Source organism: Acetobacterium fimetarium, from assembly GCF_014284475.1.
In the GTDB taxonomy this organism is placed as follows: domain Bacteria; phylum Bacillota; class Clostridia; order Eubacteriales; family Eubacteriaceae; genus Acetobacterium; species Acetobacterium fimetarium.
The window spans coordinates 132,351-145,469 of the sequence record NZ_WJBC01000001.1 but is presented as its reverse complement, the minus strand read 5'-3'; the positions used below and the strand labels follow the sequence as shown (position 1 = coordinate 145,469).

The 13,119-nt window shown below is 46.6% G+C and carries 12 protein-coding genes; 8 read left to right on the top strand and 4 right to left on the bottom strand.

Going from position 1 to position 13,119, the window contains the following annotated elements; translation table 11 throughout:
- Positions 1-61: 61 nt before the first annotated feature.
- Positions 62-1,672 (bottom strand): ClC family H(+)/Cl(-) exchange transporter, encoded by a 1,611-nt coding sequence (locus GH808_RS00595; protein WP_311135733.1) that lies wholly within the window; start codon positions 1,670-1,672, stop codon positions 62-64.
- 21 nt (positions 1,673-1,693) lie between these two features.
- Between GH808_RS00595 and GH808_RS00590 the strand changes: the two genes are divergently transcribed.
- A complete protein-coding gene (locus GH808_RS00590) occupies positions 1,694-1,969 on the top strand; it encodes a TRIC cation channel family protein (RefSeq protein ID WP_186840862.1) in 276 nt (91 codons plus the stop codon).
- Between the two features lie 115 nt (positions 1,970-2,084).
- On the opposite strand, the gene GH808_RS00585 is transcribed toward GH808_RS00590, so the two are convergent.
- Both GH808_RS00585 and GH808_RS00580 read right to left on the bottom strand, forming a co-directional pair.
- Positions 2,085-3,389: a sensor histidine kinase gene (locus tag GH808_RS00585; protein WP_186840861.1), complete on the bottom strand. Its 1,305-nt coding sequence runs from the start codon at positions 3,387-3,389 to the stop codon at positions 2,085-2,087.
- A gap of 38 nt (positions 3,390-3,427) precedes the next feature.
- Positions 3,428-4,135 carry a LytR/AlgR family response regulator transcription factor gene (locus GH808_RS00580; RefSeq protein WP_186840860.1) on the bottom strand — a complete coding sequence of 236 codons (708 nt, stop codon included), beginning with the start codon at positions 4,133-4,135 and terminating at the stop codon, positions 3,428-3,430.
- Between the two features lie 241 nt (positions 4,136-4,376).
- On the opposite strand from GH808_RS00580, the gene GH808_RS00575 reads away from it, so the two are divergent.
- The 7 genes from GH808_RS00575 to GH808_RS00545 all read left to right on the top strand — a co-directional run bounded on the left by GH808_RS00575 (position 4,377) and on the right by GH808_RS00545 (position 12,100).
- A complete protein-coding gene (locus tag GH808_RS00575; protein WP_186840859.1) occupies positions 4,377-6,011 on the top strand; it encodes a leucine-rich repeat protein in 1,635 nt (544 codons plus the stop codon).
- 535 nt (positions 6,012-6,546) lie between these two features.
- Positions 6,547-7,791, top strand: coding sequence for an Ig domain-containing protein (locus tag GH808_RS00570; protein WP_186840858.1), 1,245 nt, complete (start codon positions 6,547-6,549; stop codon positions 7,789-7,791).
- Between the two features lie 188 nt (positions 7,792-7,979).
- The gene (locus GH808_RS00565; protein ID WP_186840857.1) at positions 7,980-9,098 is read left to right on the top strand and encodes an Ig domain-containing protein; all 1,119 of its coding nucleotides are present in this window, start codon (positions 7,980-7,982) and stop codon (positions 9,096-9,098) included.
- Between the two features lie 131 nt (positions 9,099-9,229).
- Positions 9,230-9,619, top strand: coding sequence for a transposase (locus GH808_RS00560; protein ID WP_186840856.1), 390 nt, complete (start codon positions 9,230-9,232; stop codon positions 9,617-9,619).
- 600 nt (positions 9,620-10,219) lie between these two features.
- Positions 10,220-10,993 (top strand): EFR1 family ferrodoxin, encoded by a 774-nt coding sequence (locus GH808_RS00555; protein ID WP_186840855.1) that lies wholly within the window; start codon positions 10,220-10,222, stop codon positions 10,991-10,993.
- Between the two features lie 74 nt (positions 10,994-11,067).
- A complete protein-coding gene (locus GH808_RS00550) occupies positions 11,068-11,625 on the top strand; it encodes a TetR/AcrR family transcriptional regulator (protein WP_186840854.1) in 558 nt (185 codons plus the stop codon).
- 106 nt (positions 11,626-11,731) lie between these two features.
- On the top strand, positions 11,732-12,100 hold the full coding sequence (locus tag GH808_RS00545; RefSeq protein WP_186840853.1) for an HsmA family protein: 369 nt from the start codon (positions 11,732-11,734) through the stop codon (positions 12,098-12,100).
- A 187-nt stretch (positions 12,101-12,287) separates the two neighbouring features.
- Here GH808_RS00545 and GH808_RS00540 read toward each other — a convergent pair whose 3' ends face one another.
- Positions 12,288-13,094, bottom strand: a complete 807-nt coding sequence (locus GH808_RS00540; protein ID WP_186840852.1) for a hypothetical protein — start codon at positions 13,092-13,094, stop codon at positions 12,288-12,290.
- Positions 13,095-13,119: the final 25 nt, after the last annotated feature.

The following is a 13,119-nucleotide window of genomic DNA, read 5'->3' as shown; positions in this document are numbered from 1 at the left end:
GATCATTTTTTAAATTCATACCCGCAAGCCGGCGGCGTAAACAGCCGCAGGCATGGTTTTTTTATAACCGGGACTGGGAAAGCTTCAAGTCAAACTCATATTCATGTTCCTCACACATTTCTCTGAGTACCTCATTGATCATAATGGTGTCTTTTTCATCGGTCAGCGCGACGATCGTGTCATGGGCATAAATGACGGTATTGCCTTTTGGAATGATCTCTTTGCCCTGACGAATAATCGATACCAGTAGACAGGAATCCGGCCAGTCGATATCGGCAATGGATTGATTGTGGATCATCGCATTTTGACGGACTTTTGTCGAAATCAGAATTTTGTCGATGCTGTCGATCACCGGTTCGTCGTTGCGATTGGCTAAGATGCGGTTCAGGAGGCAATCATAAATCGGTTTTCCATTCAGCATTCCCGCCGTCAGTTCGGCGGCAATGGCAACCACGGATAAGGCCAGAAGATGATCAAAAGAACCCGTCATTTCGGTGATCAGCACGATGCTGGTAATCGGTGCCCGGACAATCGCGGTGAAATATCCAGCCATCGCAATGATCACAAAATTATTGATCAACACCGGATCAATCCCCAGGTAGGCAGATGCGGCCGTGCCGTAAATTCCGCCGATATAAGCGCCCAGCACCAGCAGGGGAAAGAAAATACCGCCCGGTGCGCCGGAACCAAAACTGACCATGGAAAAAATAAATTTTACAGCAAGCAGCACCAGCATGCCGGATAATACGAGTTTGCCGCTGCCCAGAAGCTGGATCATCGTATTGCCGCCGCCTAACACTTGCGGTAGTGTAAATCCCAGTACGCCCGCCAATATGAACGGCACCACCGGCCGGAATTCGGGTTTCAGCCCGCGGAATTTGCCGTAAATCACCTGTGATTTCAGCAGCACGGTGTTGTAAAAAACGCCCGCAAAACCCAGCAGCACACCCAGCAGGATGACCAGCCAATAATCTTTAAGGGGAATAAAGCCAGTGACGGTAAAATGAAAAACCGGACTTAAACCAAAAACGTATTTTGATACAAAATCTGCGGTGATTGAAGCTGTCATGGCAGAAAACAGGATCGTCGCCGAAAAGTTCTTGTGAATTTCTTCCAACGCAAAGATGGTTCCGGCAAGGGGAGCATTGAACGCGGCAGCCAGACCGGCACTGGCTCCACAGGTGATGAGATAGCGTTCTTCAATGTTAATACGTTTGAATATTCGCGAAAACCCTTTGCCGCCCATGGCGCCTAACTGCACCGACGGGCCTTCGCGCCCCAGCGATAACCCGCCAAACATACAAATGATGCCGCCAACCAGTTTTCCGATTATGACCCGGTGCCATGAGGCCTTGAAACAGCCTTGCAGCTCACCTTCAACCTGGGGGATACCGCTGCCTGAAATCATCGGCTCCCATTTCAACAGGAATCCCACGACAAGGCCCATCAAAGTCAGTACGCCGAACCAGGCGGCCATGGCCCATATGTGGGTGCTGCCAAAAGCCAAGATGTATTCTAATGTGATTTCCGAGTACGCCATTGCCAAACGATAAATAATTGCCAGTGATCCGGCAATGATCCCAACGATGATTCCTTCAAAGGCCAGAATGTATTTCATGTTTCGGGTATGCTCAATTAAATTGCGCGTATTATTTTTTGTGTTCCGATTCAATTGTTTTACCACCTTGTTTAAATGTATCTTCAGTTTATCACAAGTTCTGCAGGGTTTCAATTCGCGGGCGGCGGATTTGCCATTTCCGGCGCCGTAACCGGCATTGAAAAGAAGCTTGATCTGTTTGGCATTACTTTTCTGGCAATTATTACCGGCGTCGGCGGCATGATCAGGGATATTTTTGTCGGAAATGTTCCGTTCGTGCAAAAAAGAGAGATTTATGCGATGGCGTTAATAACCTGGCACGCTTCGGGTAAACCGGCACCAATTAAAAAGCACCTAAAAAGCCATCGTTAACCGTAAGGTTGCCGATGGCTTTTTTAGGTGCTTTTTTTTACGTTAATCGGGTGGATAAACTTGCCCGGAAGAGCAATGTAAATATCCTGTCTGCGGTGTTGACTAAAGATGAGCATCAGATAGAGACATCCAGCACAAACAGATCACCATCGCTTTTACAGGTAATAAAGCCGCCGAGGGACTCCGCCGCATCCTGGATGCTCCGGAGGCCATAGCCGTGGCCGGGGTTTTTCTTGGTGGATTCCGGGATCACGCCGTTCATGATAATCTCGCTGTTGAAGCGATTGGTAACCCGAAACAGAAAACGGTTCTGCTTCGTTTGAATCTGCAATTTCACATAGCGCTGTTCAGGCGGCAGTTTTAGCGAGGCTTCCAGGGCATTTTGCAGGGCGTTGTTCATGGCCATGCACATTTCCACCTGGTTCAGCACCATCCGGCCCGCCTGGATATCGTATTCGAAGGTCGTCTCGTTTACCAAAAAAAGTGCGGCATAGTTGGTCACCACGGCGTTGAGATACGGGTCGTCAGAATACAGCTTTTGCTGACGGCTTTCGGCGTAATCCCCGAGACTGGCGAGGTAGTGGACCGCTTCGTCCCGGTTTTCATCCTGAAGCAGCTGGGCGACGGTGCTCAGGTGACCGTTCATATCGTGCTTCATCCGGCGCAGCGCCTCCTGATTTTGGAGTTGGGCTTCGTAATATCGCTGCTGGGCTTCTTTCTCAAAAACCAGCCGGTTCGAGGCGGCTTTCAGTTCCGAATGTTTCAGGGTGGAAATCATGACATAGAGGTACAGACCGAGGACGGCGATGGAAAAGAGGCAGACGGCAATCATCGCCCAGATGATTTTAATATCGGAATAGGGGTTTAATTCAAAGGCGTAGTCCGAGCAGAAATCGATGATCAGCTTGGCGGCCAGCGCGAAGCCGGCCAGGGCGGTCCAGTTGTAACGCGGCAGCTGGATCTGAATCAGCCGGCGGCCTTTTTCACGGAGGACCAGCCAGGAGACAAGCAACATCACCGTGTACATCACCACCATTATCAGCGCCACCGACGTACCGATTTCCAAATTACCGCCAATCGCTGTACTCAGGGGAATGTGCAGAATAAAACCCCAGAAGGTGAATAAGCGGTTGAGAATACCCTGGGTGAACAGCAGGGCAAGCGTCGCGCCAAAATGCTCCCGGAAGGCAATCAGGACCATCATATCGATCCAATAACCGAGGCAGGACATCAATACGCTGTAGCCGTTGGGCTGATGAAACACTGCGGTAAACAGGACGGACAGCAGCGGCAGGGAAAAGAAGCTCAGCGCCAGCATCACCGGGTAAAGCCACCACTTCCAGCGTGGCCGCAGAAAGCAGAAATACAGCAGCATCCCGCCAATGGCAACAGTAACCGTACTGGGATTGTGGGATATCATTTCCCAGACCTGATTGAAATAGGTCATTTTGCGCCTCCTTAAAAGTTGCGAAACAACAGGGCACGATATTGGCTCCGTGCCTGTTCGGAATAGCTGCGGGAAATAGGAATAGTGATGTCGCCAAGAGTAAATGCAGCGGTTGTCATGGCGGTGACATGGTTCAAATTGACAAGATAGCTCTGATGACAGCGGATGAAGCTGTCAGCAGGAAGTTGTGCGACAAAGTCGTCCAGTTTGCCATAGGATTTCAGAATTTCGCCGCTTTTCAGGCAAAAATTCACCATGTGCTGTTTGCTCGAAAGATACAGCAGCTGGCTGCAGCGGATGGTATGCAAACTGCCCATGAAGGCGATGCGAACAACCTGATCGGCATCCCGGTTGAGCTGTTCCCGGGCCCGGCCCAGAACCTCGTTCAGCTTGTCTGCTGTCAGGGGTTTAATCAGGTAGTTAAAGGCATAAAGATCATAGGATTCCCGGTAAAACTCATCGCTGCTGCTGACAAAGATTAACAGCGTCTCAGCATCCGTCAACCGAATCTGTTGGGCCGCCGTCACGCCGGTTATCCCGGTCATAAAAATATCAAGAAAGATGATGTCAAAGTGAACGCCGCTGTCAAAATCCCAGAGCAACATTTCACCGCTTTCATAGGCGGTGCACTCGCAATCGAAATTTTCTGATTTAATCAGCGCGATCAGGCGTTGTCTGTCGCTGGGGTTATCATCGCATACCGCAATTTTAAGTGTCATGGAGTGTTATATCCTTCCTTCGTTTTCTTTAGTTTACCATAAAAAACAGGTTGATAATGCAAAAAATGACGGCAAAGCGGTTATTTATGTTGCGCACAGTTACCATGACTGTTTATGTGATAGCATAATCGGTAGAAAAATCTGTCTAAAAAGTGCACTTGATAAGGCAGAAACGCTTTATGAATCGGACTATTTTAGGATGATCATTGCAACCCAGGAAAGAAATTTAGGAGGAAAAAGCATGGAAACTAAAAAAACAATCAGTAAAAAAAGGGGTAAGAAAATATGGTCATTAATCTTGACTCTGGTGATGGTGGTACAGCTGCTGCCGCCAATGGCCATGCCGGTGCAGGCGGAAGGCGAGGTTTACGGGGTGCTGCAAAGTGATGGTACTATTCATGAAACCAATGCCGACAATACAGTACCAACATCAACGGTAATCGCCGATAAAACGACCGTAACACATCTGTTTGCGGCAGATGATGTCAAATCAATTGATGACTGGGCATTTTGTAATTGTGAGGTTTTAACCACCGTTACGATGCCAAAGGTTACCGCAATCGGGGCAGAGGCTTTCAATGGCTGCCAGGCGTTAACCAGCGTCGAAGTGCCAGCGGTAACCTTAATCGACGAGGGGGCATTTTCGATGGATGACGCATTGGTTCATATCAATATGGCAGCGGTAGAAACAATCAACACCGGTGCCTTTGCTAACTGTGAAAAAATGGAAACAGCTGAGATGCCGGCGGCAACCTCAATTGGTATCGCTGCATTTACTAACTGCAGGGTTTTAACAACGGTAAAAATGCCCCTGATCACCTCAATTAACGACCAGTTATTTATGAATGATAAAGACTTAACCACGGTGGAAATACCGGAGGCAACCTCAATCGGGGCTGGCGCATTTGCTGGCTGCGGAGACTTAACCACGGTGGCAGTGCCAAAGATAACCGCAATCGGTATGGAAGCATTTTCTCAATGCCCGCTATTGAGTAACCTCACCGTGGGGGCAACCCCACCAACGGTTGGCAAAGATGCGTTTAAAGCATGCAAAGCCACCACACTCACCATTGCCGGCGGCAACACGCTTGCGGCGGTGGCCTTATATGAAGCGGCTGACACCAGTAGTCAATCGGGTTATTGGTATGGCTGGCCGTTAGTAGTTCAAACATATGCCCTAACCTACAACGAAAACGGTGGGTCTGGTACCATGGCGGAACAGGTTTTTACTGAATCAACAAAACAAGCATTAGTCAAAAACATCTTTGAACGCACGGGCTACACTTTTGCCGGCTGGAACACCAAACAAGACGGCACTGGCACAGCCTATGCCGACGGGGCAGACTTTACTGCCGCCGCAACGACAACCCTGTATGCCCAGTGGACCGAAGAGACGAATAGCGGCGTCACCTATCGGACGCATATCCAGAACAACGGCTGGGAAAACACCTGGGCATCGGATGGCAATCGATCCGGAACCGAGGGCCAGAGCCTGCGCCTGGAAGCCATTGAGATTAATCTTACCGGGGAAAATCTGCCAGCTGGGGCACATATTGAATACTTAACCCATGTGCAGAATACCGGCTGGGAAACGGACTGGACAAGAGATGGTCAGCCCGCCGGAACCGAGGGACAGTGCCTCCGGTTGGAAGCCATCCAGATCCGGCTGGTGGATATGCCAGGGTATTCGGTGCAGTATCGGACTCATGTTCAGAATGACGGCTGGGAAACAAAATGGTCGGCTGACGGCGAAAGTGCCGGTACCGAAGGCCAGAGCCTGCGCCTGGAGGCGATTGAAATACGGTTGGTTAGAGTCGCTCCGGCACCGGGCGGCCTGACGGCTGAAGCGGCCAGTCACGGCATTTCCCTGACCTAGAACGGGGTTGAAGGAGCTGACAGCTATACCGTCGATCAGGAAACTGCAATTGATGGCGACTCTACCGAAGCGGTAACGGGCATCACGGCAGCCAACTAGAACAAGCCCCGGTGCCAGGCGTCGTTAAATTACTTACACCATAGAGCTATTAATTTACAATTAAAAATGACCAGTTCAATTAACGTTTGAAAGCGTACCAAAGAGACCCAAAACATGCAGAATATGTCGGGAAAACGGTTAATTATGTCGAGGACAGTTATGGCATCGGATGATGTGATAAGATTATCGAGAATAAAAAGTTGGTATAAGCGGAAAAAGCAAGCCGATTAAATGGTCTGAGAAATTATTGAATAAATATTTCGGTAAGTAACTCCTTAATAGCGGGAACTTGTTAATAAGGAGAGCGGATCTTTGAGGGGTTGAGGATCGTGAAGGAGGAGGATATTAACAGCGATTAAAGTAACAGTCATGAATGAGCTAAAAGCTTTTTTGTGGATTTAAAAAATCAAAATAATAAAGAGAAGAGGATATTAAAATGAAAAAAATTTCAGCAAGCTTATTTACAATCATCATGATGCTTCTGATGGTTGGTTCATCAAATGTTTTTGCAAATGATGAGAGTGCGATGGGCGTTGAGTATCGAGCGCACATCCAGGATGTTGGTAATTATCCAACTGATGGAACATGGGTTCAGGGTTCAGATCAAATTGGCACCCCTGGGTTAGGCAGAAGAATTGAAGGCGTTAGCATTAAACTGACCGGTGATATTCCCGCCGGCGCTAAGATTGTTTACAATCTTCACATCCAGGACTATGGCTGGATATGTGATGTGAATGATCCATCGACATGGCAAGAAGGACCTCATTTTGCTGGAACAATCGGCGAAAGCAAACGGATTGAAGCGATCCAAATCAAATTGCTGGATGCTTCTAATCATCAATTAGCGGGATACAGCGTTCAATACAGTGGCCATGTTCAAGATGTTGGGGATGTCGCAATGGTTGCCGATGGCAGCAAACTGGGAACCGTAGGCGCCAGCCAACGTTTAGAGTGTTTAAAAGTTAGCATTGTTAAAGTAGCTGACGTTGTTCCTTTCTATCAAGCTTTAGGTGCGGCAGAAGAAATTATGGCGAATAAAGATGACTATACCCCAGCGTCAGTTGCGGCTCTTGAAAAAGCGGTTCATGATAATCCGTTACCTGACTCACCTACCCAGGCAGCAGTTGATGCTGCAGCAAAGGCAATTAATGAGGCAGTGGCTAATGTCATAAAATTAACAAAACAACCAGTCGTTACCCAAATCTCCAGCACACTGACGGTTGATCTCGCTGATGAGTATAATATAGATACCTTAAAAGGAGTATTAGCAAGAGCATTTAAAGCTACTTTAGGTGAAAAAACACCAGATGTTTTTGTAGAAAGTTACGTATCTGATAATGCATCAGTAACTTCTGGTGAATTAAATCCTGGCACTGCAACAATCGTCATACCGGCAGTTACCGTAACCGGCATTTCTGTAGCCGGTCCATATACGGTAACGCTTAAAGTAACCGATACTACAAATTATGTAGCGCTGCGACCAGCTCTAGCGGCAATTAATGCAGGTGCATATAAGAATACCGCTACTGTTGCCAATTATACCGGTGCTGAAATTACTGGTGTAACAGCCGCTAATCTTACTGATGTCAATGCACAGGTAGCAGCTGACGCAATAGCTAACCTCGGTAGTTTAAACAAATCACAAATTCAAGCATCAGTCAATAAAACACTCAAAATCTAGAAATTTAAACGTATGACCAAGAAAAATCGGGAGGTCGGCTGATCAATTAATGGTCAGCCGACCTCCCTCACCATTTATCGCGATTTTCAGATTATCGCTTCAAAACGTTCTTCCGCACGGTATGCTTTTTCATAATTTCCCAGTAGGGATTTTAAAAATAAAAATAATAAAGAGAAGAGGATATTGAAATGAAAAAAATTTCAGTAAGTGTATTTACAATCATCATGATGCTTCTGATGGTTGGTTCATCAAATGTTTTTGCAAATGATGCGAGTGCGATGGGCGTTGAGTATCGAGCGCACATCCAGGATGTTGGTAATTATCCAACTGACGGAACGTGGGTTCAGGGTTCAGAGCAAATTGGCACCCCCGGGTTAAGCAGAAGAATTGAAGGCGTTAGCATTAAACTGACTGGTGAGATTCCCGCCGGCGCTAAGATTGTTTACAATCTTCACATCCAGGACTATGGCTGGATATGTGATGTGAATGATCCATCGACATGGCAAGAAGGACCTCATTTTGCTGGAACAATCGGCGAAAGCAAACGGATTGAAGCGATCCAAATCAAATTGCTGGATGCTTCTAATCATCAATTAGCGGGATACAGCGTTCAATACAGTGGCCATGTCCAAGATGTTGGGGATGTCGCAATGGTTGCCGATGGCAGCAAACTGGGAACCGTAGGCGCCAGCCAACGGTTAGAGTGTTTATCCGTTGGCATTGTTAAAGTAGCTGACTTTGTTCCTTACTATCGAGCTTTAGGTGCGGCAGAAAAAATTATACAGACTAAAGATGACTATACCCCAGCTTCAGTTGCAGCCCTGGAAAAAGCGATTCATGATCATCCGGTACCTGACACATCTACCCAGGCAACCGTTGATGCAGCAACAAAAGCCATTAATGATGCACTGACTAAGTTAGTAAAAGCAGCAACTGATGTAACTGCTCCTGAAATCTCTGAATTAGATGTAACCTTCACAGAAGAAGTTGGTGCTGATGAAAAAACGATTGGTTATACGGTAACAGATGCAGAGAGCTATTTAGATTTCGATTCGATCAAGAATATCAATAACTATACATTTGCTGGTATAGCACTTCCGGCTGGTTCAACGGTAACAACAGATGCAGCAAATATTGAACAAAAAGAAACAAAAGTAACCATTCACATTCCAGTTAGCGCAGTTTCAACAACAGTTGATGGCGTATTCGCTATTTCTGGTATTGAAGATGTTGATGGCAACGTAGATACAGCAATAACACAAACAGGAAATATTGATTTTGCAGGATATCCTGCTTTTATGGTCTGAGAAATTATAGAATAAATATTTCAGTAAGTAACTTTTTAATAGCGGGAACTTGTTAATAAGGAGAGCGGATCTTTGTGAACCGACCCCCAAAAGTTAGACCTAAAAATCTAGTAATTGGAGGTCGGGTTTTTATGGCAAAATATAATTATGAATTCAAGAAAAAAATTGTAAATGTATCCATGAATGGTGAAGGAGGAAAAAAGTTTTTAGCAAATAAGTTTGGAGAAAAATCTTCTCAAGATGTTATGAAATGGCTAAATGCTTATAAATCAATAGGCTTAATGCGTTCCAAGAAAAAAGAAACATATACTTTTGAATTTAAACTTCATGTGGTAGAGTTATACTTAAAAACAGAGATCTCCTATCAGAAACTGGCTTTGTCAGTTAGAATGAACAATCCACCTTTGATTTCTAAAGGGGTTAATGATTTCAGAATTGGCGGTCCTGATGCTTTGAGACCAAAACTGAAAGGACGGAAGAAATCATTGAAATTATCTAAGAATCCTATCACTAAAGAATAATTTGATACAAAAACAGTTGATACAAGTGCTGAACATATAACCTAAATTCCCGTGCAAATTATAACGAGGTTGGTGGCTTATTTTGCTATAATAATTTCAAGGAATGCTAACACACGTGCGTTTCTCGATGAAAATTATATCTTCTCGTGTGAGTTGCGTGCTAAAGCTTATTAACAAGTCAGAAGATCGTTTTTATGGTCTTTTTTATTTTTCGCAGGTCTGATATGCCATTTTCATAGAGTTGGAGCAGAAGAGCGGCGATCTGCGTCAGCAGATAATGAATATTTGTGCGAATTAACCATGGTTCAACTGGTAATGGAAAAATGATGATCTGACCATTATGAAAGATAAACCCGCCATCATTGTTTGAGATTAAAGTTAGATATGCTGTAAAAGTACTAACGGTGCCTGACGTTAATTTATTAACTTATGTTAAACCCGTTTCAGCCGAAGCAATCCTTAGATAAACTGGGCTATAAGTGGCACCGCAACACCCGCTGGGCGGTACCGAAATTTACCAGCTTCCGGGAGGATCGGGGTCAAACTAAAATAAAGATAAATTAGCGCCAGAGCAGTGGCGAACAGGAGGAAGTCGCACCAATGATAACCATCTATTTTTCAGGAACCGGTAATTCACAATACATTGCCGAACGCTTTTCGCAAATAATGGACGCGACCTGTTATTCGATTGAGGAAGCTGTGGATTTTAATGAGATAATAACCGCGGCGCAGACCATTGTCGTCTGTTATCCCATTTACGGTTCCTGCGTCCCCAAAATTATGCGTGCCTTTGTGCGCAACAATCAAGCTGCATTTGCGGGCAAAAAGCTGATCATTTTTTGTACGCAGCTGCTGTTTTCGGGCGACGGGGCCCGGGTTTTCACCGAATTGCTGACAGGGGTTCCAGTCGATATTCGCTATGCTGAACATTTTAACATGCCCAACAATATCTGCAATTTTTTCTTGTTTCCCTTGGCCAACGCCAGTAAGCGGCAACGCTATCTCAAAAAGGCTGACCAGAAGCTCCGCCGAGCCGGCCAGAACATCACCGCTGGGGTGGTCAAGAAGCGTGGCTTTAATCCGGTTTCCCGGTACCTGGGCTTATGGACCCAACGGGCCCATTTTGGGGCCCTTGAAAAAAAAGCTGAACGGGATGTCCGAATTTCAGCCGCCTGTAATGGTTGTGGCAAGTGCGTCAGGATCTGTCCGATGAAGAATCTCAAAATAACCGATCAAAGCATCGCGCAGCTGAACCGCTGTACCCTTTGCTATCGCTGTGTCAATCAATGTCCCCAAAAAGCGATCACGGTTTTGGTGCATACCCCGGTCAGCAAGCAGTATCAGGGGATTGTCAGTTTGTCAAACGATAACTGACGATCCGCTTGACAATCCCGGCAAGATATTATAGGATGAACACAGTTCATTTGAAGATGGAAGGAGGGCGGACAATGGCCCGGATCATTGAAAATCCTAAACAGCTGATCTTAAGTCACGCCAAGGAGATCTTATATCAACAGGGTTATCAAAAGTTAAGCATGCGGGCTTTGTCAAAAGCCTGTGGAATCGCCCTCGGTACCATCTATAATTACTATCCGACCAAAAAAGACCTGGTGTTCGAAATGATGACCGACTATTGGCAGCGCTTCCTTGATGCCGTTGCGGAAATTATTGCCGCAGATGCTGACATTTATCCGAAGCTGCATCGGGTTTTTAATGAATTGGAGATCTTTATTCGCAACTTCAGGCAGTATTGGCTGACTCCGGAGCTTTATGGGGATCAGGCGTATAGCGATGGCGGATTACAAAAAGATCATCGTTTTATCGACCAATTGATTGACCTGATTGCCGCGGAACTGACCAGAGCCGCCGCGGACAATACCATCCAAATCAGATTGGGGGCTCACGAAACGGCAAAATTCATCATCATGAATTGCATCACCATCGTTCAGATGCCGCTATTTCGGTATCAATCCTTTGAGTTATTTCTGAAACAGCTACTGGAATGAATCATATCACAACGAAGTGATTTTATTTTTATATGCAAATGAACGATGTTCAGATACTGGGTCGGTTTGTTTTATCAAAGTCAAAAAATAATCAGGAGGATTTATAATGTTAATTTATGCAAGCACCGCCATAACCCTGGCGCTGGTGTTCTATTCAATCGGGGTGTGGGGTGAGAAGCTTCAGGGCCAGCTAAAGGTGTGGCATCTGGTCGTATTCTATCTCGGTCTGGTTTGTGATACCACCGGCACCATGCTGATGAGCGAACTGGCAGGCGACGTCACGCTGTTGAGTTTCCATGGCCTGACCGGCCTGCTGGCGATTCTGCTGATGCTCTTTCATGCCGTTTGGGCCACCGTGGTGCTGGTCAGGAATGATCAGAAAGCCCGGGCCAATTTTCACAAACTGAGTCTGATCGTCTGGCTGATCTGGTTGATTCCCTTTGTTTCCGGAGCGATCTTCGGGGTGGCGTTCTAACTGCCATTCGGTTAAAAAAGCTGTTAATCAACCCCACTGACCGGGTATAATAAAAGCAGCAACCCGAAAGGATCAGAGGAGCAGAACATGAAATCATTAACCTGGACCCGATCAAACAGCCCGGCCGCCTGACCGCTGATAACCGCAAAAAAAGCTGAAAGCCCCAAAATAAGGGCTTTCAGCTTTTTTAATTGACGGTAACTTCAGCTTCAGCGACGTCGGTAACGGTTGGCGTCCCTGCCATTGAGACCGTCATTTGCGTCTCATACGATTGCCACTCCGTATCAGACTCGCTGACGCCTTGCGGTGCGGCGGCGCTGTTGCTGGTTGTTGGTTCCGGTCGGGTCATCTTTGTTTCAGGCTGATCTTGTTGCTCGGTCTGTCTTTCCTGACTTTCGGCCATCATCTTGGCCGCCATCGCCATGGCATAAAGCTGCGGACTGATCTCCATCAGTTTTTTTATCTCAGCGTCGGATACGTTTCGGCCGGCGGAAAGCTTGGCGGCGATTTCGATGGCTTCGTCTAAATCTTTGAAGGCGCTTGCCCAGACCTCACTTTGCTGTTCGGCAACCGCCAGATTATGGTCGATCGTCCGCTTAAAAAAAGCCGCTTCACGGTCGGCATGGGCCTGGGCATCGATTTCGGTTAATTGCTTTTTCACCTCATCCGAAAGCGGGATATCGACCCCGTTAACGGTAATATAACCCCGCGTCACGGCGCGACTGACCATCGCCGAATCCCGGAAATGGATAATAAAACTGTGGGCTTTTTTGCCCCTTGTGATCGGCAGCGCATCTTTTCCTGATGTGGCCGACAGCGGCTCGTTATCATCCGGGTTGTCCATTTTTGCTAAGGCGGCAGCTGAGATGTCAAGGCTGTCCGTTTTCGCGGTAGCGGTCTGGTTGACGGTTGGGCTGGCGGCGGCCGCTTTTTGACTGGCCGTCATATTGCGGTAGCTGGTATATAAATTTTTAGCAATAGAATTGATATTCATCACACGATTACCCCCTCTTTTGTAA